The organism is Kluyvera intermedia, assembly GCF_021440345.1.
GTDB lineage: Bacteria > Pseudomonadota > Gammaproteobacteria > Enterobacterales > Enterobacteriaceae > Kluyvera > Kluyvera intermedia_A.
This window is the reverse complement of sequence record NZ_JAKCNS010000009.1, coordinates 38,050-62,528: the sequence shown is the minus strand read 5'-3', so window position 1 is coordinate 62,528 and position 24,479 is coordinate 38,050. Positions and strand designations below refer to the sequence as shown.

The 24,479-nt window shown below is 55.0% G+C and carries 24 protein-coding genes; 16 read left to right on the top strand and 8 right to left on the bottom strand.

The features are described 5' to 3' along the window. Positions 1 to 27: 27 nt before the first annotated feature. Both LZ634_RS02445 and LZ634_RS02440 read right to left on the bottom strand, forming a co-directional pair. Positions 28 to 483 carry an acyltransferase gene (locus LZ634_RS02445; protein ID WP_234502141.1) on the bottom strand — a complete coding sequence of 152 codons (456 nt, stop codon included), beginning with the start codon at positions 481 to 483 and terminating at the stop codon, positions 28 to 30. A gap of 9 nt (positions 484 to 492) precedes the next feature. After that, a complete protein-coding gene (locus tag LZ634_RS02440; RefSeq protein ID WP_234502140.1) occupies positions 493 to 1,002 on the bottom strand; it encodes a GNAT family N-acetyltransferase in 510 nt (169 codons plus the stop codon). A 203-nt stretch (positions 1,003 to 1,205) separates the two neighbouring features. Here LZ634_RS02440 and psiE point away from each other — a divergent pair, with 203 nt between their 5' ends. Further along, positions 1,206 to 1,616: a phosphate-starvation-inducible protein PsiE gene (gene psiE / locus LZ634_RS02435; protein ID WP_234502139.1), complete on the top strand. Its 411-nt coding sequence runs from the start codon at positions 1,206 to 1,208 to the stop codon at positions 1,614 to 1,616. Positions 1,617 to 1,725: 109 nt separating this feature from the next. On the opposite strand, the gene malG is transcribed toward psiE, so the two are convergent. The 3 genes from malG to malE form a co-directional block, all read right to left on the bottom strand. Further along, positions 1,726 to 2,616 carry a maltose ABC transporter permease MalG gene (gene malG, locus LZ634_RS02430; RefSeq protein ID WP_234502138.1) on the bottom strand — a complete coding sequence of 297 codons (891 nt, stop codon included), beginning with the start codon at positions 2,614 to 2,616 and terminating at the stop codon, positions 1,726 to 1,728. Between the two features lie 14 nt (positions 2,617 to 2,630). After that, positions 2,631 to 4,175 (bottom strand): maltose ABC transporter permease MalF, encoded by a 1,545-nt coding sequence (gene malF, locus LZ634_RS02425; RefSeq protein ID WP_234502137.1) that lies wholly within the window; start codon positions 4,173 to 4,175, stop codon positions 2,631 to 2,633. 64 nt (positions 4,176 to 4,239) lie between these two features. Then, positions 4,240 to 5,430: a maltose/maltodextrin ABC transporter substrate-binding protein MalE gene (malE, locus tag LZ634_RS02420; protein ID WP_234502136.1), complete on the bottom strand. Its 1,191-nt coding sequence runs from the start codon at positions 5,428 to 5,430 to the stop codon at positions 4,240 to 4,242. Positions 5,431 to 5,802: 372 nt separating this feature from the next. Here malE and malK point away from each other — a divergent pair, with 372 nt between their 5' ends. The 5 genes from malK (at position 5,803) to ubiA (ending at position 11,020) form a co-directional block, all read left to right on the top strand. Further along, positions 5,803 to 6,912, top strand: a complete 1,110-nt coding sequence (gene malK, locus LZ634_RS02415) for a maltose/maltodextrin ABC transporter ATP-binding protein MalK (protein ID WP_234502135.1) — start codon at positions 5,803 to 5,805, stop codon at positions 6,910 to 6,912. 102 nt (positions 6,913 to 7,014) lie between these two features. Continuing rightward, positions 7,015 to 8,337, top strand: coding sequence for a maltoporin (locus LZ634_RS02410; protein ID WP_234502134.1), 1,323 nt, complete (start codon positions 7,015 to 7,017; stop codon positions 8,335 to 8,337). 114 nt (positions 8,338 to 8,451) lie between these two features. Further along, positions 8,452 to 9,390 carry a maltose operon protein MalM gene (malM, locus tag LZ634_RS02405; RefSeq protein WP_234502133.1) on the top strand — a complete coding sequence of 313 codons (939 nt, stop codon included), beginning with the start codon at positions 8,452 to 8,454 and terminating at the stop codon, positions 9,388 to 9,390. 245 nt (positions 9,391 to 9,635) lie between these two features. Beyond that, complete coding sequence (ubiC, locus tag LZ634_RS02400) at positions 9,636 to 10,133, top strand: chorismate lyase (RefSeq protein ID WP_234502132.1); 498 nt, start codon at positions 9,636 to 9,638, stop codon at positions 10,131 to 10,133. 14 nt (positions 10,134 to 10,147) lie between these two features. After that, positions 10,148 to 11,020 carry a 4-hydroxybenzoate octaprenyltransferase gene (gene ubiA / locus LZ634_RS02395; protein WP_234502131.1) on the top strand — a complete coding sequence of 291 codons (873 nt, stop codon included), beginning with the start codon at positions 10,148 to 10,150 and terminating at the stop codon, positions 11,018 to 11,020. Between the two features lie 91 nt (positions 11,021 to 11,111). Here the strand turns inward: ubiA and plsB are convergent, their stop codons facing one another. Next, entirely contained in the window at positions 11,112 to 13,553 is a 2,442-nt protein-coding gene (gene plsB / locus LZ634_RS02390; RefSeq protein WP_234502130.1) for a glycerol-3-phosphate 1-O-acyltransferase PlsB, read from the bottom strand. A gap of 185 nt (positions 13,554 to 13,738) precedes the next feature. Between plsB and LZ634_RS02385 the strand changes: the two genes are divergently transcribed. The 4 genes from LZ634_RS02385 (at position 13,739) to LZ634_RS02370 (ending at position 16,549) form a co-directional block, all read left to right on the top strand. After that, entirely contained in the window at positions 13,739 to 14,107 is a 369-nt protein-coding gene (locus LZ634_RS02385) for a diacylglycerol kinase (protein ID WP_234502129.1), read from the top strand. Positions 14,108 to 14,206: 99 nt separating this feature from the next. Then, entirely contained in the window at positions 14,207 to 14,815 is a 609-nt protein-coding gene (gene lexA, locus LZ634_RS02380) for a transcriptional repressor LexA (RefSeq protein ID WP_234502128.1), read from the top strand. A gap of 68 nt (positions 14,816 to 14,883) precedes the next feature. Next, positions 14,884 to 16,203 carry an MATE family efflux transporter DinF gene (dinF, locus tag LZ634_RS02375; RefSeq protein WP_234502127.1) on the top strand — a complete coding sequence of 440 codons (1,320 nt, stop codon included), beginning with the start codon at positions 14,884 to 14,886 and terminating at the stop codon, positions 16,201 to 16,203. A 136-nt stretch (positions 16,204 to 16,339) separates the two neighbouring features. Next, entirely contained in the window at positions 16,340 to 16,549 is a 210-nt protein-coding gene (locus LZ634_RS02370; protein ID WP_234502158.1) for a CsbD family protein, read from the top strand. Positions 16,550 to 16,596: 47 nt separating this feature from the next. Here LZ634_RS02370 and zur read toward each other — a convergent pair whose 3' ends face one another. Continuing rightward, positions 16,597 to 17,112, bottom strand: coding sequence for a zinc uptake transcriptional repressor Zur (gene zur / locus LZ634_RS02365; protein ID WP_052281831.1), 516 nt, complete (start codon positions 17,110 to 17,112; stop codon positions 16,597 to 16,599). Positions 17,113 to 17,238: 126 nt separating this feature from the next. On the opposite strand from zur, the gene LZ634_RS02360 reads away from it, so the two are divergent. The 4 genes from LZ634_RS02360 (at position 17,239) to pspG (ending at position 20,648) form a co-directional block, all read left to right on the top strand. After that, positions 17,239 to 17,727 (top strand): cupin domain-containing protein, encoded by a 489-nt coding sequence (locus tag LZ634_RS02360; protein ID WP_234502126.1) that lies wholly within the window; start codon positions 17,239 to 17,241, stop codon positions 17,725 to 17,727. A gap of 173 nt (positions 17,728 to 17,900) precedes the next feature. After that, complete coding sequence (locus tag LZ634_RS02355) at positions 17,901 to 19,148, top strand: conjugal transfer protein TraF (protein ID WP_234502125.1); 1,248 nt, start codon at positions 17,901 to 17,903, stop codon at positions 19,146 to 19,148. Positions 19,149 to 19,270: 122 nt separating this feature from the next. After that, positions 19,271 to 20,269 (top strand): tRNA dihydrouridine(20/20a) synthase DusA, encoded by a 999-nt coding sequence (gene dusA / locus LZ634_RS02350; RefSeq protein WP_234502124.1) that lies wholly within the window; start codon positions 19,271 to 19,273, stop codon positions 20,267 to 20,269. Positions 20,270 to 20,408: 139 nt separating this feature from the next. Continuing rightward, positions 20,409 to 20,648, top strand: a complete 240-nt coding sequence (gene pspG, locus LZ634_RS02345; RefSeq protein WP_052281835.1) for an envelope stress response protein PspG — start codon at positions 20,409 to 20,411, stop codon at positions 20,646 to 20,648. 172 nt (positions 20,649 to 20,820) lie between these two features. Here the strand turns inward: pspG and LZ634_RS02340 are convergent, their stop codons facing one another. Then, a complete protein-coding gene (locus LZ634_RS02340) occupies positions 20,821 to 21,804 on the bottom strand; it encodes a quinone oxidoreductase (protein WP_234502123.1) in 984 nt (327 codons plus the stop codon). A 63-nt stretch (positions 21,805 to 21,867) separates the two neighbouring features. Between LZ634_RS02340 and dnaB the strand changes: the two genes are divergently transcribed. Next, the gene (gene dnaB, locus LZ634_RS02335; RefSeq protein ID WP_234502122.1) at positions 21,868 to 23,283 is read left to right on the top strand and encodes a replicative DNA helicase; all 1,416 of its coding nucleotides are present in this window, start codon (positions 21,868 to 21,870) and stop codon (positions 23,281 to 23,283) included. 47 nt (positions 23,284 to 23,330) lie between these two features. Next, the gene (gene alr, locus LZ634_RS02330) at positions 23,331 to 24,410 is read left to right on the top strand and encodes an alanine racemase (RefSeq protein WP_234502121.1); all 1,080 of its coding nucleotides are present in this window, start codon (positions 23,331 to 23,333) and stop codon (positions 24,408 to 24,410) included. The last annotated feature ends 69 nt before the right edge of the window (positions 24,411 to 24,479 follow it).

Genomic DNA, 24,479 nt, shown 5'->3' with positions numbered 1-24,479 from the left:
TGACCCGGCTATCGGTAATCAGCTTGGCTATAAACGGCGCAGCAGGCGTGCCGGGTTGCCGGCATAAACCCCTTTTTCCGTTATCGAGCGGGTCACAACGCTGCCTGCGCCAATCACCACGCCGTCGCAAATCGATACCGACAGAATCGTGGCCCCGCTGCCGATGGAGACATTATCCCCCAGGGTAATCCGCCCCCAGTTATCGCGGTCGGCATCGGGCTTCCCCTCGCGAAACATATCGTTCGCGAACATCACGCCGTGACCAATAAAGCAGTGGCTACCGATAGTGACGTATTCACAGATAAAGGTGTGCGACTGGATTTTGCTGTTGTCGCCAATCCAGCTGTTGCCCTGAATTTCTACGAAGGGCCCGACAAACACGTTGTTGCCCAGCGTGCAGTCGTAGAGATTGCTCGGCTCGTAGATAACGATATTATTACCGCGGGTAACGTTGCGAATCGCGGCCTGACGAAAAGCGTTCATCCTGTCCTCTCAAAGCAGTTTGGCCAGTATGTTCAAGGTACTGGTTTGCGTGGCGGTGGTGAAGGTGATGTCCTTAACGTGCTCCATACCCAGGCGCTGATAAAAGCGGCGGGCGTGAGGGTTATCGGCCAGGACTTCCAGCCAAAGATGCGTTTCTTCCTGCGCTTTGGCCTGTTGACTGACCTCGGCAAAAATCTGCTCACCGTAGTTTTTCCCCGTCTCGCCCGGCATGAGATACAGCTTATGCAGCAAGGTGCCGACAATATTCTCTGGCTCAATTCGCTGTTGTCGCGTGTACTTCGCAAAACCAATCGGCGCCCCGGCACAGGCAATGAGCCAGACGCAGCGGGTGTCGGATAGCGAGCGTTGCAGGGCCGCTTCGCCATATTCTTCGGTCAAAAAATGCGCCAGCTCATCGGGATTTTTCCACAAATGCGCGAAATGGTGGCGGTAGCTGGTGATAGCCATGTGTTGTAACAACGGAATATCGTCGGGGGTTGCGCGGCGAATATGGAGCATGTCTCGTACCTTCAAAGCACAAAGTCAGCGGTAATTGTGCCAGCCCGCGGTGAGATTCGGTAATTTGCCGGGAAATAATGTGCGCAAGCGCAGAGTTGCCGCGCTGTTGAGATTGGTCATGATTCCGGCACGATAAAAAACTAGATCTGGATCACATTTTTGCGCTATACAAAGATCTCGGCCCAGCGAAAGAGGTGTTAGCTATGACGTCGCTATCTCGTCCACGCGTAGAGTTTATCTCCACCATTCTGCAGACCGTGTTGAATTTAGGTTTGCTCAGTCTTGGCCTGATCCTGGTGGTTTTTCTCGGTAAAGAGACACTGCATCTGGCGGACGTGCTGTTCGCGCCGGAAAGCACCAGCAAGTATGAGCTGGTGGAAGGGCTGGTGGTCTACTTTCTCTATTTCGAGTTTATCGCGCTGATTGTGAAGTACTTTCAGTCAGGCTTTCACTTCCCCCTACGTTACTTTGTCTATATCGGTATTACGGCGATAGTGCGGCTGATTATTGTCGATCATAAGTCACCGATGGATGTGCTGATTTACTCTGCCGCGATTTTGCTGCTGGTGATTACGCTGTGGTTGTGTAATTCGAAGCGCTTAAAGCGAGAGTAAATTTTCTCGGAGGCACTCGAAAAAAAGGGCGCTCCGGAGAGCGCCAAACAGTCACAAGTTAGGGTTCTTGCAAGTTGAGGATGATAACAGTGGCATTTAACGATGAAACTTAGCCCTTCACGCCGCCGGCCGTGAGGCCGTTTACCAGCCAACGCTGCGCGAGCAGGAAGACCACGGTAATAGGGATGGCGGAAAGAACTGCCGCGGCGGCAAAGTCGCCCCACAGGTAGTTTTGTGGGTTGAGATATTGCTGCATACCTACGGCCAGGGTGTAGCTGTTCACATCACGCAGCAGCAGTGATGCAACCGGTACTTCGGTAATGGCGGCGATAAACGACAGGATAAACACCACCGCCAGAATCGGTACGGAGAGCGGCAGCAGTACCAGGCGGAACGCCTGCCACGGGGTTGCGCCATCCAGCGCAGCCGCTTCTTCCAGAGAGTTATCAATGGTTTCGAAGTAACCTTTAATCGTCCACACGTGCAGCGCAATACCGCCGAGGTAGGCGAAGATTACCCCACCGTGGGTGTTCAGACCGATAAACGGAATGTACTGGCCCAGACGGTCAAACAATGCGTACAGCGCAACCAGCGACAGGACCGCCGGGAACATCTGGAAAATCAGCATCCCTTTCAGCAACGCCGCTTTCCCCGGGAAACGCATACGGGCAAATGCATAGGCGCAGGTGGTGGAAAGCGTGACGATACCGATGGCGGTGATGCCAGCGATTTTCACCGAGTTCCACAGCCACAGCAGTACCGGGAACGGCGGCGGCGTTACGCGGCCATCCGCGTGCTCAACGCTGAAGCCCAGCGCCAGTTTCCAGTGCTCCCAGGAGATATTTTCTGGGATCAGACTGCCCGTCGCGAAGTTACCCTCACGCAGAGAAATCGCGATAACCATCAGCAGCGGGAACATAATCGCCGCAATAAAAATCAGTAGCAGAAGGTGCGTGGTGAAGAGCCGCAGTTTCTGAGATTTCGGTTGTACCATAGCCATGATCGTTGTCTCCCTTAATCAAACTTCATACGAGTGGCTTTCAGGTTCACTATCGCGAGCGCCCCCACCAGCAGGAAGATAAGCGTTGCAATCGCTGCCGCCAGACCAAAGTCCTGGCCGCCGCCGCCTTCAAAGGCGATACGGTAGGTGTAGCTGACCAGCAGGTCGGTATAGCCGGCCGGCGTGGTGGTGCCGAGACGATCCGGGCCACCGTTGGTCAACAGCTGAATCAGCACGAAGTTGTTAAAGTTAAAGGCGAAGCTGGCGATCATCAGCGGCGTTAGCGGCTTAATCAACAGCGGGAACGTAATTTTAAAGAAGTTCTGGAACGGCCCTGCGCCATCCATTGCCGATGCTTCGTACAGGTCGTCCGGAATCGCTTTCAGCAGGCCCATGCACAGGATCATCATGTATGGATAGCCAAGCCAGGTGTTGACGATAACAATCATCGAACGGGCGGTGGTTGGGTCGCTGAACCAGGCCGGTTTGATACCGAACAGCGCGCTCAGCATCATGTTGATTTCACCAAAGCTCTGGTTGAACAGCCCTTTGAAAATCAGAATCGAGATAAACGACGGTACGGCATACGGCAGAATCAGCAGCACGCGGTAGATGGCTTTGCCTTTCAGCGATTCCCACTGGACGACGCAGGCCAGAATCATGCCGACCGCCACGGTTAGTACCACCGTCAGAACCGAGAAGACCACCGTCCAGACGAAGATTTCGAAGAACGGTTTCTTGATACCTTCATCGGTAAAGACGCGGGTGAAGTTGTCCCAGCCGATGCTGACGGTGTAGCCCGGGCTCAGCTTTTCACTGCCCCAGCTACCGTCGGCGTTGATGGTCTGGTAGTAGCCAATATCGCCGTTAGGACGGTATTTGACGCCGCTTTGGTTGTTGGTCAGCAGGCCATCATCGGCCAGCGTATAGAGCGGCTGGGTGCCAGAGAACTGGCGCAGCGAGCTCATGGTGACTTTGCTTTCATCCGGCAGAACCGCCGTCAGCTGGTTTAGCGCCTGACGATTCTGGGTGATGATGCGTAATGCCGCGCGTTCGCCGGTTGGCAGGGCGTCGGTTTCTTTGAGCTGCAGTTTTTGCTCGCCGCCAAATTTAAAGGCGTCGGAGAGATAGTTTTTACCGCTTTCGCCGTCGGTGAGGGCCAGCTGCCACTCATCGCCCGCAGGATACAGGCCAAAGTTGTAGGTTTTACCTGCCTGATAGGAACGGTCCATCAGAACTTCCTGGGCGCGTTCGAAGGTCAGCTGGTTGGTGCTGCTGTAGTTGGTAAAGGCAATGGCGATAGTACAAATCAGTGGGAACAGGACGAACAGCCCCATCCCGGCCACGCCTGGGTAAACATAGCGCCAGGCGTAGGTTTTACGATTGGCGAAAATATACAGGCCCGCTGAACTTAAAATCAGCGTCATGATGGCGAACAGATATTCCCCTTGTGCATACATTAAAACAACAAGGTAAGCCACCAGTAGGCCAAGCAGACCAATCACTGACCATTTCAGCGTGTCGCTTTGCCACCAATGTTTCTTTTTAATGACATCCATGGGGATCTTCCTCTACAACGATTGTTCTTTTCTCCCTCTCCCTAGGGGAGAGGGGATAAAAGCATTACTTGGTGATACGACCCTGTGCATCTTTCAGCGCGGCATCAACGGTCTGACGGCCGCTTGCTGCGTTGATCACTGCGGTACGAACGGCATACCAGAATGCGGACATCTGTGGGATGTTCGGCATGATTTCGCCTTTCTGGGCGTTATCCATGGTGGCCGCGATACGTGGGTCTTTCGCTAACTGATCCTGGAAGGATTTCAGTGCTACAGCGCCCAGCGGTTTGTCCTTGTTCACTTCATCCAGACCCTGATCGGTCAGCAGGTAGTTTTCGAGGAACTCTTTCGCCAGTTCTTTGTTCGGGCTAGCGGCGTTGATACCGGCGCTCAGTACGCCTACGAACGGTTTAGAGGCTTTACCTTTGAAGGTTGGCAGCAGCGTTACGCCGTAGTTCACCTTGCTCTTATCGATGTTGGACCACGCCCACGGACCGTTGATGGTCATCGCGGTATCACCTTTGTTAAAGGCTGCTTCAGCGATGGAGTAATCGGTATCCGCGTTCATGTGTTTGTTTTTGATCAGGTCAACCAGGAAGGTCAGACCCGCTTTCGCGCCAGCGCTGTCCACGCCCACGTCTTTCACGTCGTACTTGCCATTTTCAAACTTGAACGCATAGCCACCGTCGGCGGCAATCAGCGGCCAGGTGAAGTACGGTTCTTGCAGGTTGAACATCAGCGCCGACTTGCCTTTCGCCTTCAGGGTTTTATCCAGCGCAGGAATTTCTTCCCAGGTTTTCGGCGGGTTAGGAACGAGGTCTTTGTTGTAAATCAGCGACAGTGCTTCCACCGCGATTGGATAAGCAATCAGCTTGCCGTTGTAGCGTACCGCATCCCAGGTGAACGGGTAGAGTTTGTCCTGGAACGCTTTGTCCGGGGTGATTTCAGCCAGCAGGCCAGACTGTGCGTAACCACCAAAACGGTCGTGCGCCCAGAAGATAATATCCGGGCCATCGCCAGTGGCGGCAACCTGCGGGAATTTCTCTTCCAGCTTGTCCGGGTGTTCGATGGTGACTTTAATGCCGGTGTCTTTTTCGAATTTCTTACCTACCTCGGCAAGACCGTTATAGCCTTTGTCGCCGTTAATCCAGATAACCAGTTTTCCCTCTTCAATTTTTGCCAGGGCAGAGGCGGAAAACATCATCGTGGTCAATGCGGACAGCGCGAGGATGCGAGCGCCAGTTTTGATTTTCATATATCCCGTCCTTTTTTTGGTGATGTACTCGTGGATACACAGAGGTGGTTTAACGTCGATGAGTTTCCTTTTTTAGCAACCCCTTTCCATCCTCCTGGAGTCTACGCCCTCGGGGCTAATAGTGTGATCCTGGTAACAAAATCCCCGGTTATGAGTCCCAGCGCACAAAAAAATGCGCCGTTTTTTGCAAGCCCCATCACGATCTTCATCCCGACGAGATGTTATCGGGGGCAGAGCATGCCTTCTCATCCTCCCGCCTCCTCCCCCATAAAAAACCGGGGGGGTGGAGGATTCACCAAAATGATGGCTGTTGCATAGTCAGGCCATCTTGATTGTGTCTTTTGGTGACAGGTTGTAACGAGGGAGAAGGGCATGGCGAACGTACAGCTACGCAATGTAACGAAAGCCTGGGGCGATGTGGTGGTATCGAAAGATATCAACCTCGATATCCAGGAAGGGGAATTCGTGGTGTTTGTCGGGCCATCGGGCTGCGGTAAATCAACCCTGCTGCGTATGATCGCGGGCCTCGAAACCATCACCAGCGGCGATCTGATGATCGGTGGAACCCGCATGAACGATATCCCGCCCGCCGAGCGTGGCGTGGGCATGGTCTTCCAGTCCTATGCGCTGTATCCCCATCTTTCCGTCGCTGAAAACATGTCCTTTGGCCTGAAGCTGGCTGGTGCCAAAAAAGAAGTTATCAACCAGCGTGTGACTCAGGTTGCTGAAGTCTTGCAGTTGGCTCATCTGCTGGAACGTAAGCCAAAAGCCCTTTCCGGCGGTCAGCGTCAGCGTGTCGCTATTGGCCGTACGCTGGTGGCAGAACCTCGCGTATTCCTGCTCGATGAACCGCTTTCTAACCTGGATGCCGCACTGCGCGTTCAGATGCGTATTGAAATTTCCCGTCTGCACAAACGCCTTGGTCGCACGATGATTTACGTCACCCACGACCAGGTCGAAGCGATGACCCTGGCCGACAAAATCGTGGTGCTGGATGCCGGTCGCGTGGCGCAGGTGGGTAAACCGCTGGAGCTGTATCACTATCCGGCCGACCGTTTTGTCGCGGGCTTTATCGGCTCGCCGAAGATGAACTTCCTGCCGGTTAAAGTCACGGCGACCGCCATTGAGCAGGTACAGGTTGAACTGCCAAACCGCCAGCAAATCTGGCTACCGGTGGAGAGCAACAACGTCACCGTGGGAACCAACATGTCGCTGGGTATCCGCCCTGAACACCTGCTGCCTAGCCACATCGCCGATGTGACGCTGGAAGGCGTGGTGAATGTTGTTGAACAGCTTGGTCACGAAACACAAATTCATATCCAGATCCCCGCCATTCGTCAAAACCTGGTGTACCGCCAGAACGACGTGGTGTTGGTAGAAGAGGGTGCCACATTCGCCATCGGTTTGCCGCCAGAGCGTTGTCATCTGTTCCGTGAAGATGGCACCGCATGTCGTCGGCTGCATAAAGAACCCGGCGTTTAAGAGTCCCATAACAAAACAAGCACGAAGCCCTTACACCGCCAGCGATAAGGCGTTACCGGGTGGAATGTTAAAGAAAAGCAATGATCTCAGGAGATAGAATAGATGATTACTCTGCGCAAACTCCCCGTGGCGGTTGCCGTAGCAGCAGGCATTATGTCTGCTCAGGCAATGGCTGTAGATTTTCATGGCTACGCACGTTCCGGCATTGGCTGGACGGGTAGCGGTGGCGAACAACAGTGTTTCCAGGCAACCGGTGCCGGCAGTAAATACCGTCTCGGTAACGAATGTGAAACCTACGCCGAAATTAAATTAGGTCAGGAAGTGTGGAAAGAGGGCGATAAGAGCTTCTACTTCGACACTAACGTGGCTTACTCCGTCGCCCAGCAGAATGACTGGGAAGCGACTGACCCAGCGTTCCGTGAAGCGAACGTGCAGGGTAAAAACCTGATTGAATGGCTGCCAGGCTCCACCATCTGGGCCGGTAAGCGCTTCTACCAGCGTCATGACGTTCACATGATCGACTTCTACTACTGGGATATTTCAGGTCCTGGTGCAGGTATCGAAAACGTCGATCTGGGCTTCGGTAAACTGTCTCTGGCAGCGACCCGTTCTCAGGAAGCTGGCGGTTCTTACATCTTCACTAGCAACGATATCTATAGCAAATACAAAGACACGGCGAACGACGTATTCGACGTACGTTTAGCGGGTCTGGAAACTAACCCAGACGGCGTGTTGGAGCTTGGCGTTGACTATGGTCGTGCGAACAAAACTGACGGCTATAGCTTTGCAGATGGCGCATCTAAAGATGGCTGGATGTTCACCGCTGAACACACCCAGAGCATGCTGAAGGGCTACAACAAGTTTGTTGTTCAGTACGCCACTGATGCAATGACCACTCAGGGTAAAGGCCTGTCTCAGGGCTCCTTCACCGGCAACGACTACGACAAAGACGCTGAAATTGGTGCTGTAGATAACAGAATCAATAACAACGGTGACCTGTGGCGTGTTCTTGACCACGGCGCAATCTCTCTGGGTGAGAAAGTTGACCTGATGTACGTTGGTATGTACCAGAACATCGATCGTGATGACGGTAACGGTACCAAGTGGTGGACCGTTGGTGTTCGTCCTATGTACAAATGGACACCAATCATGAGCACCCTGATGGAAGTGGGCTATGACAACGTGAAGTCCCAGAAAACCGGCGACACCAACAACCAGTATAAAATCACCCTGGCACAGCAATGGCAGGCGGGCGATAGCATCTGGTCCCGTCCGGCAATCCGTGTCTTCGCAACCTATGCGAAGTGGGATGAGAAATGGGGTTATGACAACGGTATCGCATACAAAGATACCAGCGCGAAAACCTACAGCCGTGGTGATAACGACGAATGGTCCTTCGGTGCACAGATGGAAATCTGGTGGTAATTCAGTACTAGCCTGATGTAACAACCGACGAGGGGCGCAAGCCCCTCTGTTCCGTAAGGTTTAGCGCGCTATTGCCTGGCCACCGCTAGACTGACGATTTCTGAGGTCATCATAATGAAAATGAAAAAAAGTCTCGTTGCTCTGTGCTTATCCGCTGGATTGCTGGCGAGCGTCCCGGGTATCAGCCTCGCCGACGTCAACTATGTGCCGCAAAATACCAGCGCTGCGCCAACCATCCCAACCAGCGACCTGCAACAGCTTACCTGGACGCCGGTCGATCAATCTAAAGTGCAGTCCACGCAGATTGCCGTGGGCGGGCAAACGCTTAACGTCCCGGGCATTACCGGTAAAGTGGTCGCCTACAGCGTGCCGGCTAATATTGGCGAGCTAACGCTGACCCTGACCAGCGAAGTGAATAAACAAACTAACGTCTTTGCGCCGAATGTGTTGATTCTTGACCAGAATATGACTCCTTCGGCCTACTTCCCAAGCAGCTACTTTACCTATCAGGCACCGGGCGTGATGAGCGCTGACCGTCTGGAAGGTGAAATGCGCCTGACGCCGGCGCTGGGCCAGCAAAAACTCTACGTGCTGGTCTTCACGACCGCTAAAGATCTCCAGCAGACCACTACGTTGCTGGATCCGGCCAAAGCCTATGCCAAAGGTATCGGCAACGCGGTGCCGGATATTCCTGACCCGGTGGCGAAACACACTACCGATGGCCTGGTGAAGCTGAAGGTGAAAACCAACAGCAGCTCCAGCGTATTGGTTGGCCCGCTGTTCGGCTCCTCCGGCCCAGCACCGGTAACCGTGGGTAATACTGCTGCACCAGCCTACGCAGCGCCTGTCGCCGCGCCGGTGGCAGCTCCGGCTCCGGCGGCGAAAGCCGAGCCGATGCTCAACGATACGGAAAGCTACTTCAATAACGGTATTAAACAGGCCGTGGCGAAAGGGGATATCGACAAGGCCCTGAAGCTGATGAATGAAGCCGAACGCCTGGGCTCCAAATCTGCTCGTTCCACCTTTATCGGCGCTGTAAAAGGCAAGGGGTAAGTTCTCCCCACAGCGCCGATGTTTAGGCGAAGCCTTTCGGTGTGCCCTTAGGGGCGCACCTTTTTTATACACCTCACTCTTCAGGCGACTTCGGCGTTGGAGATATTCCTGATGAGGTGTGCCTGGCGCGTCACGGCGACTGTTGCAGTGCTGTTGCGCTCTTGATCGTATTTGACCATTCCTGCACCCCCTCACGCGCCTTTCTGCGATACAATAACCCAACGCTATGTATTGGAGAGACAGGCATGTCGCACTCTGCACTGACGCAGCTGCGTGCTTTGCGCTATTTTGACGTCGTTCCCCCGCTTGAACCGGCTCAGCGCGACTGGCTGATGCTGGAAGACTCGATGACCAAACGGTTTGAGCAATACGGGAAACCGGTTAGCGTTACGCTATTAAACGAAGAATTTATCTGTCGCGATGCGCTGGTCGATGAACAGCATTTGCTTGCGGATGAACCTCGCTATTGGCTGCGAGAAATATTATTGTGCGTCGGGGGTGAGCCGTGGCTTGCCGGGCGTACCGTGGTGCCGGAATCGACCCTGTGCGGGCCTGAGCTGGCGCTACAGCAACTGGGGCAGACGCCGTTGGGCCGGTATCTGTTTACGTCCTCCCAGTTGACCCGCGATTTTATCGAAATTGGCCGTCATGATGCGCTGTGGGGGCGTCGTTCCCGCCTCCGCTTGAGTGGAAAACCGCTGCTGCTGACAGAGCTGTTTTTACCGGCATCGCCGTTGTACTAAGAGGAAGAAGAAAAATGGAGAGGAGTCTTAGGCCGAACAAGCTGCTGGCTTATCATCAACTGATGCGCACGGACAAACCGATCGGCGCGCTGCTGCTGCTGTGGCCAACCCTATGGGCGCTTTGGATCGCAGCACCGGGCGTGCCGCCGCTGTGGATCCTGGCGGTGTTCGTGGCTGGCGTCTGGCTGATGCGCGCCGCAGGCTGTGTGGTGAATGACTACGCGGATCGCAAATTTGATGGCCATGTAAAACGCACGGCCAATCGCCCGTTGCCAAGCGGTGCCGTCAGTGAGAAAGAGGCGCGGATCCTGTTCGCCGTGCTGGTGCTGCTGTCATTCCTGCTGGTACTGACGCTCAATACCATGACTATCCTGCTGTCGGTTGCCGGTCTGGCGCTGGCCTGGGTTTATCCGTTTATGAAGCGTTATACCCATCTGCCGCAGGTGGTGCTGGGGGCGGCGTTTGGCTGGTCGATTCCGATGGCGTTCGCGGCGGTCAGCGAATCGCTGCCGCTCAGCTGCTGGCTGATGCTGCTGGCGAACATCCTGTGGGCGGTGGCCTACGATACTCAATACGCGATGGTTGATCGTGATGACGACGTGAAAATCGGTATCAAATCGACGGCGATTCTGTTCGGTGAAAACGACCGCTTAATTATTGGTATTCTCCAGGCATGCGTGCTGGGGCTGATGGCGGTTATTGGCTGGCTGAACGGGCTGCACTGGGAATTCTACTGGTCAATCCTGATTGCCGGGGCGCTGTTTGTCTATCAACAAAAGCTGATCCGCAACCGCGAGCGTGGGCCATGCTTCCAGGCATTCCTCAACAATAACTACGTCGGTCTGGTGCTGTTTATTGGGCTGGCGATGAGTTACTGGCAGTTCTGATGCGATAAAAAAAGCCGGATAATTATCCGGCTTTTTTGTGTCGTGCGCAGAGTGATGTCGCACGACATACACTCAACCAAGCGACGCGCTATCAGGCATCTTTTGGCGTAGGTTCTTCGTCTTGCGTCACGCTTTCAATCGTCAGGCGCACGTCCGAGGTAATCAGGCTTGCCATCATCTGGTAAACCTTCATCGTCTCTTCTGGTTCGGCATCGCCGCTGTCGCTGATATAGCCTTCATCGCGCAGGGTTAACACCAGCGATGAGAATACCGCTTTATCGAAGAACTCCGGCGAGTTGATGCCGTGCAGCACGGACAGACGTTGTGCCAGCGTACGGCTCTCTTTCTCCAGCGTGCTGCGGTTCATCGACGGGTTACCGCTCAGTAGCCAGAAGGTGATGGCGTAGCGTTGCAGCGTTTCGCGCGCCCCGGCCGCCAGCAGTTGCAGCGTACGGGAGTGCGAAGCGTTGATGCGCAGTTCATCGCCGCTTACGGTAATCAGCTCCTGACGTTCCATCTCGGCAATCAGCGTATCGATAACCGTCGGCAGCTCCTCACGCTCCCAGCGCAGGAACAGCTCGGCTTTCAGCATTGGGTACAGAGTGTCGATATAGTCCGCAACCTGCCCACGGGTGATCTCCCGATGTTGGGTCATAATCGACGCCAGCAGCGAAGGCATAATCAGCATGTGCGCAATGTTGTTGCGGTAGTAGGTCATCAGTACTGCCTGCTCGCGCGGCAGAATGATGATATCGCCGATGGTATCTTTCTCGACTTCGAACTTGTTCATCTGCAGCGCGTGGTCGATGAGCTCGCTGGCAGAGGCTTTCGGTGCGGTGGCATCCGGCGCATAAGGCGCGTTATGCATCAGGGCCAGATAACAATCCAGCTGCTGCGTTAACTGCTCACGGGTCAACGAGCGCTGACGAGAGGCCAGCAGCGCGGTACAGCACAGGTTCATGGCGTTGGCCGCACCGGCATTGTTGATACGCACCATCAGCTCTGCCGCCATTTTATTGACGGTTGGCGTCAGCCACGCTGGACGTACGGCTTCAATCGGGTCGATAGACTCGCGCCACTCCGGCACGTGGTGGTTCAGGTAGGTCATCAGCGGCATCGGTTCGCCGAAGTTGACGTAGCCCTGACCGAGATTACGCAGCTTGCTCAGACCCTTCAGCATCTGCGGCAGGCTCTCTTTCTCTTTGGTCGCGCCGCGCAGTTCTTTCGCGTAGGTGCCCACTTCCATCACGTGCTCGTAGCCAATATAAATCGGCACCAGGGTGATTGGACGGGTACCGCCGCGCAGCATCGCCTGGATGGTCATCGACAATGTGCCGGTTTTCGGATCCAGTAGACGACCGGTACGGGAACGACCGCCTTCCACAAAGTACTCCACGGAGTAACCGCGGCTGAACAACTCGCCGAGGTATTCACGGAATACGGTGGAGTACAGCTTGTTACCCTTAAAGGTACGGCGAATGAAGAACGCGCCCAGGCGGCGGAAAATCGGGCCTGCTGGCCAGAAGTTCAGGTTAATACCGGCGGCGATATGCGGCGGCACCAGCCCCTGGTGGTAAAGCACGTAAGAGAGCAACAGGTAGTCCATGTGGCTGCGGTGACAGGGAACATAAACAATCTCGTGCCCATCGTGCGCCAGCTGGCGTACGCGCTCGGCGTTATTGACGTTAATCCCCTGATACAGACGGTTCCAGGTGAAGCTCAGGATACGGTCGGTCAGGCGGATCATCTCGTAGGAGAAGTTCGCGGCAATCTCTTCCATCAGCGCAATCGCGTTCTGCTGCGCTTTTTCGTGGGAGATTTTTTTGCTGCGCGCTTCATCTTCCACCGCTTTGGCGATGGCTTTGGATGCCAGCAGTTTTTTGAACAGGTCGTGACGGGCAGGCAGGCGTGGGCCGACTGCCGCCAGACGCTGGCGAGCAAAGTGCATACGGGCAACGCGGGCCAGCTTCTGGGCGATAGTTTTGTCCGTGCCGTGTTCATCGGCCATGCGGCGCAGAGAAACGGACGGAGAAAAACGCACGAAGCTATCGCGACCCAGCCAGGAAACGGCGAAGAATTTCTGGAAGCCGTTCAGCATCCGCAGTGGCGGATTGACTTCACCTTTCTCGCGACCCGGAGAACGCCCAAACATCACCGACACCGGCACCATTTGCACATCCAGATCCGGATTGCTGCGGTGCAAGTCGAGGTAGTCGTGGAACAGTTTGATCGACTCTTCTTTCGGCGTGTAGTAGGTGAACACGCGCGGGCCGCCGTGAATGAACACGTAGCGCGGCAGCAGGGTGCCGTCGATTTCTAACGGTTCAAGCGGATCGGGCAGGTCGTGCGCAAGGCACTGGGCGCGCAGAGTCAGTAAGTCGGCCTTAGAGTTGTAAGGCAGGACGTACATAATTGGACGTGATGTATCAAGCCCCAATTCCTGGGCAGGTTCTGCCGGAATAGACTTGCTCTTTACCAGAACACTTAATGGTAAATTCAGTAATTTGTAGTAAATTCGTGGCCAGCCGGACATAAACGATGTAAAGCCTCTGGTTAATCATGCAAATGCGCGGCAAGAATATCAGAAAGTCGGCAGAATTTCTGTTCTACCGGTTCTTAATAATACACTAAGTGATTCGCGCGGCGGCAAGGCGGTAAACCCAGCAGCAACGTGAAGTACGCATTGTCATTGACGTCATAACGTAAAAGGTTCTTGAGATGGCCAATAATACCACTGGGCTCACCCGAATTATCAAAGCAGCTGGATATTCCTGGAAAGGATTTCGCGCGGCATGGATCAACGAAGCCGCATTTCGCCAGGAGGGGGTTGCATCCGTATTGGCGATTATCATTGCCTGCTGGCTGGATGTTGACCCTATCACCCGCGTGCTGCTTATCGGCTCCGTTCTGTTGGTGATGATAGTGGAAATTCTCAATAGTGCACTGGAAGCGGTCGTCGACCGTATTGGCTCGGAATATCACGAGCTGTCAGGGCGAGCGAAAGATATGGGCTCAGCCGCCGTGCTGCTGTCGATTTTTGTCGCGCTGATCACCTGGGCTATCCTGCTGTGGGCTCATTTCCACTAAAGCTGTGAAAACTGCCTGATTTCCTGCGTTTTATGGTTCCAAAATAGGCACTAGCTGTATATACTCACAGCATAACTGTATATACACCCAGGGGGCGGAATGAAAGCGTTAACGACCAGGCAGCAAGAGGTGTTTGATCTCATCCGGGATCATATCAGCCAGACGGGCATGCCGCCGACGCGTGCGGAAATTGCTCAGCGCTTGGGGTTCCGTTCCCCGAATGCGGCTGAAGAACACCTGAAAGCGCTGGCGCGCAAAGGAGTTCTTGAGATTGTCTCCGGAGCCTCTCGTGGTATCCGCCTGCTGGTGGAAGAAGAAGTGGGCCTACCGCTGATTGGCCGCGTTGCGGCGGGCGAGCCGCTGCTGGCGCAGCAGCACATTGAAGGCCATTACCAGGTCGATCCATCGCTGTTTAAACCGAGCGCCGACTTCCTGCTGCGCGTCAGCGGCATGTCGATGAAAGATATCGGTATTATGGATGGCGATCTGCTCGCGGTGCATAAAACCCAGGATGTGCGTAACGGTCAGGTTGTCGTCGCGCGTATCGATGAAGAAGTGACGGTGAAACGCCTGAAAAAACAAGGTAACGTCGTCGAACTGCTGCCGGAAAACAGCGAGTTTTCCCCTATCGTGGTCGATCTGCGTCAGCAGAGTTTCTCCATCGAAGGGCTGGCCGTTGGCGTTATCCGCAACGGCGAGTGGCTGTAACACTCCCTTCTCTCAAATGGCTGTGATACTTCCGTTATCACAGCCTTTTTTCTTTCTGGTTCTCACTCATGCCGCTACTGACTTCCGCCGATAAGGCCCTGTGGCGCCTTGCGCTACCAATGATCTTCTCAAATATCACCGTGCCCCTGCTGGGGTTGGTAGATACCGCCGTGATTGGCCATCTCGACAGCCCGGTCTATCTGGGTGGCGTGGCCATTGGCGCGACCGCAACCAGCTTCCTGTTTATGCTGCTGCTGTTCTTGCGTATGAGCACCACCGGCCTGACGGCGCAGGCGTTTGGCGCCAAAGACCCGCAGGCGCTGGCCCGTGCGCTGGTACAACCGCTGCTGCTGGCGCTAGGTGCTGGTCTACTGATCATCTTGTTTAAAAATCCGCTGATTCATCTCGCGCTGTCTATCGTCGGTGGCAGCGGTGAAGTGCTGGAGCAGGCGCAACGCTTTCTCTCCATCCGTTGGCTAAGCGCCCCGGCTTCGCTGGCAAATCTGGTGCTGCTGGGCTGGCTGTTGGGCGTTCAGTATGCCCGCGCGCCGGTCGTGCTGCTGGTGGTGGGCAACGTACTCAATATCGTCCTCGACCTGTGGCTGGTGATGGGGCTGCATATGAACGTGCAGGGGGCGGCGTTAGCGACGGCCATCGCCGAGTACGCGACCTTGCTGGTCGGTTTAGGGATGGTACGTAAGGTACTGGTGATGCGCGGGATTTCCTGGGCGATGCTGAAAATGGCCTGGCACGGCAACTTCCGGCGTCTGCTGGCGTTGAACCGTGACATCATGCTGCGCTCGCTGCTGCTGCAACTGTGCTTTGGTGCGGTAACCGTTTTTGGTGCTCGTCTTGGCAGCGATATTGTCGCGGTGAATGCCGTGCTGATGACCATGCTTACCTTCACCGCCTACGCGCTGGACGGCTTCGCCTATGCGGTTGAAGCCCATTCTGGTCAGGCCTACGGCGCGCGCGACGGCAGTAAACTACTGGAGGTCTGGCGAGCGGCATGCCGTCAGGCCGGTGTGGTCGCACTGGCCTTTGCGTTGGTTTATGCCGTTTTGGGGGAACATATCGTGGCGCTGCTGACGTCCATTCCCGAGCTACGCGAGCTTGCTGACCGCTACGTGATCTGGCAGATGGTGCTCCCGATAATCGGCGTGTGGTGTTATCTGCTTGATGGCATGTTTATCGGTGCGACGCGCGGCGCCGAGATGCGTAACAGCATGGCCGTTGCGGCGGCGGGGTTTGCGCTCACGCTGTTAGCGCTACCGGTGCTTGGCAACCACGGGCTGTGGCTGGCGCTTGCCGTCTTCCTGGCGCTGCGCGGCCTATCGCTGGCGTTTATCTGGCGTCGTCACTGGCGAAACAACAGCTGGTTTGCCTGACGTGATGGTTAAAGATTCCGAATAGTGAATTGATGTCGGAATGACTGACTACAATTAACCTCACGCTTAGCGAAAAAGATGTGTGTTCTGTAGAGACACTTTCGCTATTCACTCACTGACTCCCGAGGATTTGATGATGAATAAAGACGAAGTCGGCGGCAACTGGAAACAGCTTAAAGGCAAAGTGAAAGAGCAATGGGGCAAACTGACCGACGATGATATGACGGTGATCGAAGGGAAACGCGATCAGCTGGTCGGTAAAATTCAGGAGCGCTATGGCTACGCGAAGGATCAGGCCGAAAAAGAGGTCGATAGCTGGGATAAACGTCATAACCACCGCTGGTAAACCCAGCGAGCGCGTACAGGGAAGTACACTATCCCGCTTAGCGCCTGCTAGCGGGATTTTTTCTTAATTTGAATCGTATGGTCGTGCTGGCAGTGTTCATGCGCCTTGCAGGCTTCGACTTCAACGCAGGCTGAGCACAGACCGTGCGCTTCAATCACGTTGTGGCGCAGGGCAAAGCCCATCTTCGCCGCCAGCGCATGCATGATGTCTTCAACCCCTTCCGCACACTCTTCTTTCACCACGCCACAGCGGTCGCAGATAAACATGGCGGAGGTGTGAGTCGGTTGATCAAACAGATGGCACAGCACGTAACTGTTAGCGGATTCGACTTTGTGAACAAAACCCTGCTCGAGCAGAAACTCCAGAGCACGGTATACCGTCGGCGGTTTAGCCTGCGGTTCTTTGACGCGCAGCAGGTCGAGCAGATCGTAGGCGCTGATTGCCCCTTCCTGCAGACTCATCAGGCGCAACACTTCCAGACGTTGAGGAGTCAGGCGCACGCCGCGTTGCGCACACAGCTTTTCAGCCTGCGCTAGCAGTTCTTGCGTAGTGGTCTTATCCATTGGCGTCCTCGGGTTACGGGTGAAACAAACACATACTTTATCATGTTATGGCAGAAACGCCGAGTTTCCACCGGTGTGCTATAGGTGTGTTATAGCAGGTGTACTTCACACTCAGGACGAAAAACAATGAAAAGACCCGATTGCATTCGCCATTGGCATGACGTCGAAGGGCCCGACAATTCCACCTATCCCGATAGCGAGGAGCGTTTCTCTATCGGTGCGCCGCTGGCCCGCGCGCTGGGACTCCGACACATTGGCATTCACCATGAACGTTTACCGCCGGGGCGGCGGACGTCCTATCCGCATGCGGAGAGCGATGAAGAGGAGTTTATCTACGTGCTGGAAGGGTATCCACAGGCCTGGATTAACGGCTATCTGTGGAAACTTCAGCCCGGTGATAGCGTCGGTTTTCCGGCGGGGACCGGGGTTTGTCACACTTTTATTAACAATACGTCGGAAGAGGTGCGGCTGCTGGTGGTCGGGGAGGCGAATAAACGATCCAACCGTATCTATTACCCGTTAAACGCCTCGTATGCCGTCACCCGCGAAGATCGTTGGGTGGATCATCCGCCGCAATTTTTTGGACCGCATGACGGAAAACCTGGGCGAAACTAAATATCTTCTTCTATAAGAAGTTAGAGCGCTTATTAATAATAATAAACCTATCGAAAATTTCATTTCAGGGAATTGGCCATTTTTTGGCCTGTTATTCGCAGCAATAGTTTGTCTCCATCCAGGCGATAACGGATGGGGGGTTGTTCCATAACAGACAATAAGATGGGCAAACTATGAAACAAAATGAGAAATTTTCTCTGATAGGGATCGCTGTCTCTTTTCTGGTGGCAGCTCCGGCTGAAGCCGCAAATGGCTGGGCGGAGGCCCGGAACGACGCAATGGGTGGTACAGGGGTGGCTTCAGCACACTATGGCAGCGGTGTGTTGATTAACCCGGCATTACTGGCGAAAGCCAAACCTGATGATGATATTACGTTAATCCTACCGACGATTGGTGCGCAGATTTCCGATAAGGATAATTTGCGCACTAAGATCGACGATATTAGCGATGATATACAGGACTACATCAGTTCGTTGAACAATATTAATCTTTCCGACCTTACTAATCCTGGCAGCCCCGGCTATCGGCGCGTTTCTTCGGCGGCCGGCGATTTGGCCGATCAGCTTTCGTCGGTCAAAGGAAAGACCGCGCGAACGAAAGCCGGAGCGGGTCTGGCGATTACTATTCCAAACGATGTGCTGGCGGTTGCGTTTGTCGCGAAGGCTGATGCCCGAGCACGGCTCAGCTCCTATATCGACCAAGGTGATATCGATATTCTGCGCGGTATTGAGGCCACACCATCCAACGTATTGAGTGTCAAAGCTAGAGATTTGAAATCGAAAGGTTATGGGCGAGCGGCCATTGTTTCTGACTACGGTGTCGCCATTGCACGGCAGTTCGATTTTGGTGGTGTGCCGGTATCATTTGGCGTGACGCCAAAACTGCAACAGACCTGGCTCTACAACTACACCGTGTCGATATACAACTTCAGCAGCGATGCTATCAACAGTAGCCGCTATCGTAACGACGATACCGGTTTTAACGTCGACGCAGGGATGACCGCCGATTTTGGCGATAGCTGGACGGTGGGGCTGAGCGGACAGAACCTGTTCTCCCGCGATATCGACACCAAAGAGGTGGCGGGGGTGCGCGACACCTACCAGATTCACCCATTAGTGACCGCAGGCGTGGCGTGGCACACCGATATGCTGACCTTGAGCGCCGACGGCGATCTGACCGAAACCAAAGGCTTTAAGAGCGAGGAGAGTTCACAGTACGTGGGCGTCGGTGCGGAAGTACGTCCGCTCGATTGGCTGGCGGTACGCGCAGGCTATCGTGCGGATTTGAAAAACAACGACAGCAACGTCTTCACCGGCGGCGTGGGTTTTGCGCCGTTCAACCGGGTACACCTCGACCTGATGGGGCTGTACGGGGAAGATCAAACCTGGGGGGCCGGGGCGCAGGTTAGCGTCACGTTCTAAGCCGTATCACATCCTCCGGCTAAGCTTAGCGCCGCCGGGGGATTCCCCTCTAGCATTACGTTTCTGCTCAGGCTTTATGCTATAGTAGCCGCCCCTTTTTTCCGGATGCTTAAATAATCGCCATGTTGTCAGAATCCTCGACCGCCGCTTTCCCTGCTCACCGTTTCTCCATCGCGCCGATGCTCGACTGGACGGATAGACACTGCCGCTACTTCCTGCGTCTGCTGTCGCAGCACACCCTGCTGTATACCGAAATGGTGACTACCGGGGCGATTATTCACGGTAAAGGCGATTATCTGGCCTACAGCGAGGAAGAGCATCCGGTTGCTCTCCAGCTTGGCGGCAGCGATCCGGCTCAACTTGCGCACTGTGCGAAGCTGGCGCAGGAGCGGGGTTATGACGAAATTAACCTCAACGTCGGCTGCCCGTCTGACCGCGTACAGAACGGCATGTTTGGTGCTTGCCTGATGGGTAATGCGCAGCTGGTCGCGGATTGCGTGAAGGCGATGCGCGACGTGGTGTCGATTCCGGTCACGGTCAAAACGCGTATTGGTATTGATGACCAGGACAGCTACGAATTCCTCTGCGATTTTATTGATACGGTCTCCGGGCGCGGCGAGTGCGAGATGTTTATTATTCATGCGCGTAAAGCCTGGCTTTCCGGGCTTAGCCCGAAAGAAAACCGCGAGATCCCGCCGCTGGACTACCCGCGCGTATACCAGCTCAAGCGTGATTTCCCGCATCTGACCATGTCTATCAACGGCGGCATTAAATCGCTGGAAGAGGCCAAAGGGCATCTGGCGCATATGGACGGCGTGATGGTCGGGCGCGAAGCCTATCAGAATCCAGGTATCCTGGCGTCGGTGGACCGTGAGATCTTCGGCGCGAGCGATGTCGATGCTGACCCGGTGGCGATCGTCCGCGCGATGTATCCGTACATCGAACGTGAACTGAGTAACGGGACCTATCTGGGCCACGTGACGCGCCATATGCTGGGCTTGTTCCAGGGCATTCCGGGGGCTCGTCAGTGGCGTCGTTATCTGAGTGAAAATGCGCACAAGGCCGGCGCGGGAATTGACGTGCTCGAGCACGCATTAAAACTGGTTGCCGATAAGCGTTAATTATTTCGCTAAAACCTGGTCAAATTCACCACGCTCCGCACAGTGTTGCGGAGCGTTTTTGTTTATATTCAATAATTTAGTTCTGGCACGATTTTTGTAATAGTTCTGACAGATACGTGTGCATTCTGGGAGAGCAACGATGCTGGAACTATTATTTGTGATTGGATTTTTTGTCATGCTGCTGGTCACGGGCATTTCGCTGCTCGGGATTATCGCTGCACTGGTGGTGGCAACGGTGCTGATGTTTGTCGGCGGGCTGTTTGCGCTGATGATAAAACTTCTACCGTGGCTGCTGTTGGCGGTGGTGGTGGTGTGGATCGTTCGGGCGATTAATTCACCGAAAAAACAGACCTGGCGCGACAACTACCGGAGGTATTGAGGGATTCGTCACAACCTCAAAAGTTTTGCATAAAACGCCGTAGGATTCGCGTAAAAAATCTGTCACTATGGCTGGCGTTAACGAACTCATCGAGCTGTACCCTACATACAGCCGAACTAAAAAAAGAAAGGGCTTCCTACGGGAAGCCCTAGTCTTTTGTGCCGCAGAATCTCTACGGGATAAGCAGGCTTGAGCCCTGAGTTGCCCGACTCTCCAGAATCTCATGCGCGCGTCGTGCTTCTTTCAACGGATACTTCTGGCTCTCTGCGACATCCACCTTAATGATCCCGCTGGCAATCAGTGAGAACAGCTCGTGGCTGGCTTCTTTCAGTTCGTCATAGGTCGTGACGTAGCCATTGAGAGAAGGGCGGGTGACGAACAGCGAGCCTTTTTGGTTGAGGATGCCGAGGTTAACACCGGTTACCGGCCCGGACGAGTTACCAAAACTGACCATCAGGCCACGGCGCTGCAAGCAGTCGAGCGACGCTTCCCAGGTGTCTTTCCCGACCGAATCGTAGACGACCGGCAGTTTCTTGCCGCCGGTGATAGCCTTCACCCGCTCGGCAATATTTTCATCACGGTAGTTAATCACCTGCCAGGCACCGGCCTGTAGCGCACGCTGCGCTTTTTCTGCGCTACCCACGGTACCAATCAGCTTCGCACCTAGTGCCTTGGCCCACTGGCAGGCAATCAGACCGACGCCGCCTGCGGCCGCATGGAACAGGAACGGTTCGCCGGGTTTGATTTCATAGGTTTTGCGCAGCAGATAAAAGACTGTTAGACCTTTGAGGAACGAGGCCGCGGCCTGTTCGTAAGAAATGGCCGCCGGGAGCAGGGCGACTTTATCCGCCGCGACGTTATGCACCGAACTGTAGGCGCCAAGCCCTGACTGCGCGTAGACCACGCGATCGCCCGCCTTGATATGCTTAACGTTGCCGCCTACCTGGCTGACTACGCCCGCAGCTTCTGTGCCCAAACCGCTTGGCATCGACGGCGGCGGGTAAAGGCCGCTGCGAATATAGGTATCGATATAGTTAATGCCGATAGCTTTGTTTTCCACCTGCACTTCATTTTCCGCAGGGGCGTTGGGGGTGAATTCGACGGCGTTGAGCACTTCGGGGCCGCCATGTTTGCTAAATTCAATACGGGTTGCCATGCTTCCTCCAGAACAATGTGGTAATCTTTCGACCCACTCTTTATCTCGGTAATACCATTCACTATGGCAGCAAATAAACCCTTCAACAAACCTCAAACCGAAGCTCGCGAACGCGATTTTCAGGTGGCAGGTCTGAAAGTACCGCCGCACTCGATTGAAGCGGAACAATCGGTGTTGGGCGGTTTAATGTTGGATAACGAGCGCTGGGACGATGTCGCCGAGCGCGTGGTCTCCGATGATTTCTATACGCGTCCGCACCGCCACATCTTCACGGAGATGGGTCGCCTGCAGGAAGGCGGTAGCCCGATTGACCTGATAACGCTCGCGGAATCGCTGGAGCGACAGGGCCAACTGGACAGCGTCGGTGGTTTTGCCTATCTGGCCGAGCTATCAAAAAATACGCCAAGTGCGGCGAACATTAGCGCTTACGCCGATATCGTCCGCGAACGTGCCGTTGTTCGCGAGATGATTGCGGTCGCCAATGAAATCGCCGAAGCCGGTTTCGACCCGCAGGGGCGTACCAGCGAAGACCTGTTGGATTTGGCTGAGTCCCGGGTATTTAAAATCGCCGAAAGCCGCGCTAACAAAGACGAAGGCCCGCGAAACATCACCGAAGTGCTCGACGCCACCGTGGCGCGTATTGAGCAGCTTTTCCAGCAGCCGCACGACGGCGTCACCGGGGTGAATACCGGCTACGATGACCTCAATAAAAAGACCGCAGGTTTACAGCCGTCGGACTTGATTATCGTTGCCGCTCGTCCATCGATGGGTAAAACGACATTTGCGATGAACCTCGTCGAAAACGCGGCGATGTTGCAGGATAAGCCGGTACTGATCTTCAGTCTCGAGATGCCATCAGAGCAGATTATGATGCGTTCCCTGGCGTCGCTGTCGCGCGTTGACCAGACCCGTATTCGTACCGGCCAGCTTGACGATGAGGATTGGGCGCGTATCTCCGGCACCATGGGGATCCTGCTGGAAAAACGGAATATCTACATTGATGACTCCTCCGGCCTGACGCCGACGGAAGTGCGTTCGCGCGCGCGTCGTATCGCCCGTGAGCACGGCGGTATTGGTCTTATCATGATCGACTACCTCCAGCTGATGCGGGTGCCGTCGCTTTCCGATAACCGTACGCTGGAAATTGCGGAAATTTCCCGCTCTCTCAAGGCGTTAGCCAAAGAGTTACATGTGCCGGTGGTGGCGCTGTCGCAGCTTAACCGCTCCCTGGAACAACGCGCGGATAAACGCCCGGTCAACTCCGACCTGCGTGAATCCGGCTCCATCGAGCAGGATGCCGACTTAATCATGTTCATTTATCGTGATGAGGTTTATCACGAAAACAGTGACTTAAAAGGCATCGCCGAGATTATTATCGGTAAACAGCGTAACGGCCCAATCGGTACGGTACGCCTGACCTTTAACGGTCAGTGGTCGCGTTTCGATAACTACGCTGGCCCGCAGTACGACGACGAATAACAACACTAAATCAGGTCATTCAAGCAAACACTTATCAAGGAACACAAATGCAAGCGGCAACTGTAGTCATTAACCGCCGCGCTCTGCGACACAACCTGCAACGTCTGCGTGAACTGGCACCTGCCAGCAAGCTGGTTGCGGTGGTGAAAGCGAACGCTTACGGACACGGCCTCCTCGAGACCGCGCGAACGCTCCCCGACGCCGATGCTTTTGGCGTTGCCCGCCTTGAAGAGGCGCTGCGTCTGCGCGACGGCGGTATCACCCAGCCGATCCTGCTGCTGGAAGGCTTCTTCAACGCCACTGACCTGCCGACCATCTCGATGCAGCAGCTGCATACCGCAGTGCACAACGTAGAGCAGCTTGAAGCGCTGGAAGCCGCCGAAATCAGTGAGCCGGTCACCGTGTGGATGAAGCTCGATACCGGCATGCATCGCCTGGGCGTTCGCCCGGAAGAAGCCGAAGCTTTTTATCAGCGCCTGAGCCAGTGCAAAAACGTCCGCCAGCCGGTGAATATTGTCAGTCACTTTGCCCGTGCCGACGAGCCGGATTGTGGGGCCACGGAACGCCAGCTGGATATCTTCAACACCTTTACCGCCGGCAAACCGGGGCTGCGCTCCATTGCGGCTTCCGGCGGTATTCTGCTGTGGCCACAATCGCATTTCGACTGGGCGCGCCCGGGCATTATTCTCTACGGCGTATCGCCGCTTGAGCAAAAGCCGTGGGGCCCGGATTTTGGCATGCAGCCGGTGATGTCGCTGACTTCCAGCCTGATTGCGGTACGCGAGCACAAAGCCGGTGAAGCGGTTGGCTACGGCGGTACCTGGATCAGCGAGCGTGACACCCGCCTGGGCGTGGTGGCGATGGGTTATGGCGATGGTTATCCTCGCGCCGCACCATCCGGAACGCCGGTGCTGGTGAACGGTCGTGAAGTGCCGATTGTTGGCCGCGTGGCGATGGATATGATTTGCGTCGACTTAGGGCCAGAAGCGGAAGACAAAACCGGTGATACGGTCATTATGTGGGGTCAGGGACTGCCGGTTGAACGCATCGCTGAAATCACGAAAGTAAGTGCTTACGAACTTATTACGCGGCTGACGTCGCGCGTGGCGATGAAGTATATTGATTAAGCGTTAACGCCACACCGCCCGGCGTCGTTATGCGATGCCGGGCAAAACCCGCAACTACCTCTCGACCTT

Excerpts from the sequence above, each read along its gene's own strand:
- LZ634_RS02445 (WP_234502141.1), bottom strand. The coding sequence starts at position 483 with ATGAACGCTTTTCGTCAGGCCGCGATTCGCAACGTTACCCGCGGTAAT.
- LZ634_RS02440 (WP_234502140.1), bottom strand. The coding sequence starts at position 1,002 with ATGCTCCATATTCGCCGCGCAACCCCCGACGATATTCCGTTGTTACAA.
- psiE (WP_234502139.1), top strand. The coding sequence starts at position 1,206 with ATGACGTCGCTATCTCGTCCACGCGTAGAGTTTATCTCCACCATTCTG.
- malG (WP_234502138.1), bottom strand. The coding sequence starts at position 2,616 with ATGGCTATGGTACAACCGAAATCTCAGAAACTGCGGCTCTTCACCACG.
- malF (WP_234502137.1), bottom strand. The coding sequence starts at position 4,175 with ATGGATGTCATTAAAAAGAAACATTGGTGGCAAAGCGACACGCTGAAA.
- malE (WP_234502136.1), bottom strand. The coding sequence starts at position 5,430 with ATGAAAATCAAAACTGGCGCTCGCATCCTCGCGCTGTCCGCATTGACC.
- malK (WP_234502135.1), top strand. The coding sequence starts at position 5,803 with ATGGCGAACGTACAGCTACGCAATGTAACGAAAGCCTGGGGCGATGTG.
- LZ634_RS02410 (WP_234502134.1), top strand. The coding sequence starts at position 7,015 with ATGATTACTCTGCGCAAACTCCCCGTGGCGGTTGCCGTAGCAGCAGGC.
- malM (WP_234502133.1), top strand. The coding sequence starts at position 8,452 with ATGAAAATGAAAAAAAGTCTCGTTGCTCTGTGCTTATCCGCTGGATTG.
- ubiC (WP_234502132.1), top strand. The coding sequence starts at position 9,636 with ATGTCGCACTCTGCACTGACGCAGCTGCGTGCTTTGCGCTATTTTGAC.
- ubiA (WP_234502131.1), top strand. The coding sequence starts at position 10,148 with ATGGAGAGGAGTCTTAGGCCGAACAAGCTGCTGGCTTATCATCAACTG.
- plsB (WP_234502130.1), bottom strand. The coding sequence starts at position 13,553 with ATGTCCGGCTGGCCACGAATTTACTACAAATTACTGAATTTACCATTA.
- LZ634_RS02385 (WP_234502129.1), top strand. The coding sequence starts at position 13,739 with ATGGCCAATAATACCACTGGGCTCACCCGAATTATCAAAGCAGCTGGA.
- lexA (WP_234502128.1), top strand. The coding sequence starts at position 14,207 with ATGAAAGCGTTAACGACCAGGCAGCAAGAGGTGTTTGATCTCATCCGG.
- dinF (WP_234502127.1), top strand. The coding sequence starts at position 14,884 with ATGCCGCTACTGACTTCCGCCGATAAGGCCCTGTGGCGCCTTGCGCTA.
- LZ634_RS02370 (WP_234502158.1), top strand. The coding sequence starts at position 16,340 with ATGAATAAAGACGAAGTCGGCGGCAACTGGAAACAGCTTAAAGGCAAA.
- zur (WP_052281831.1), bottom strand. The coding sequence starts at position 17,112 with ATGGATAAGACCACTACGCAAGAACTGCTAGCGCAGGCTGAAAAGCTG.
- LZ634_RS02360 (WP_234502126.1), top strand. The coding sequence starts at position 17,239 with ATGAAAAGACCCGATTGCATTCGCCATTGGCATGACGTCGAAGGGCCC.
- LZ634_RS02355 (WP_234502125.1), top strand. The coding sequence starts at position 17,901 with ATGAAACAAAATGAGAAATTTTCTCTGATAGGGATCGCTGTCTCTTTT.
- dusA (WP_234502124.1), top strand. The coding sequence starts at position 19,271 with ATGTTGTCAGAATCCTCGACCGCCGCTTTCCCTGCTCACCGTTTCTCC.
- pspG (WP_052281835.1), top strand. The coding sequence starts at position 20,409 with ATGCTGGAACTATTATTTGTGATTGGATTTTTTGTCATGCTGCTGGTC.
- LZ634_RS02340 (WP_234502123.1), bottom strand. The coding sequence starts at position 21,804 with ATGGCAACCCGTATTGAATTTAGCAAACATGGCGGCCCCGAAGTGCTC.
- dnaB (WP_234502122.1), top strand. The coding sequence starts at position 21,868 with ATGGCAGCAAATAAACCCTTCAACAAACCTCAAACCGAAGCTCGCGAA.
- alr (WP_234502121.1), top strand. The coding sequence starts at position 23,331 with ATGCAAGCGGCAACTGTAGTCATTAACCGCCGCGCTCTGCGACACAAC.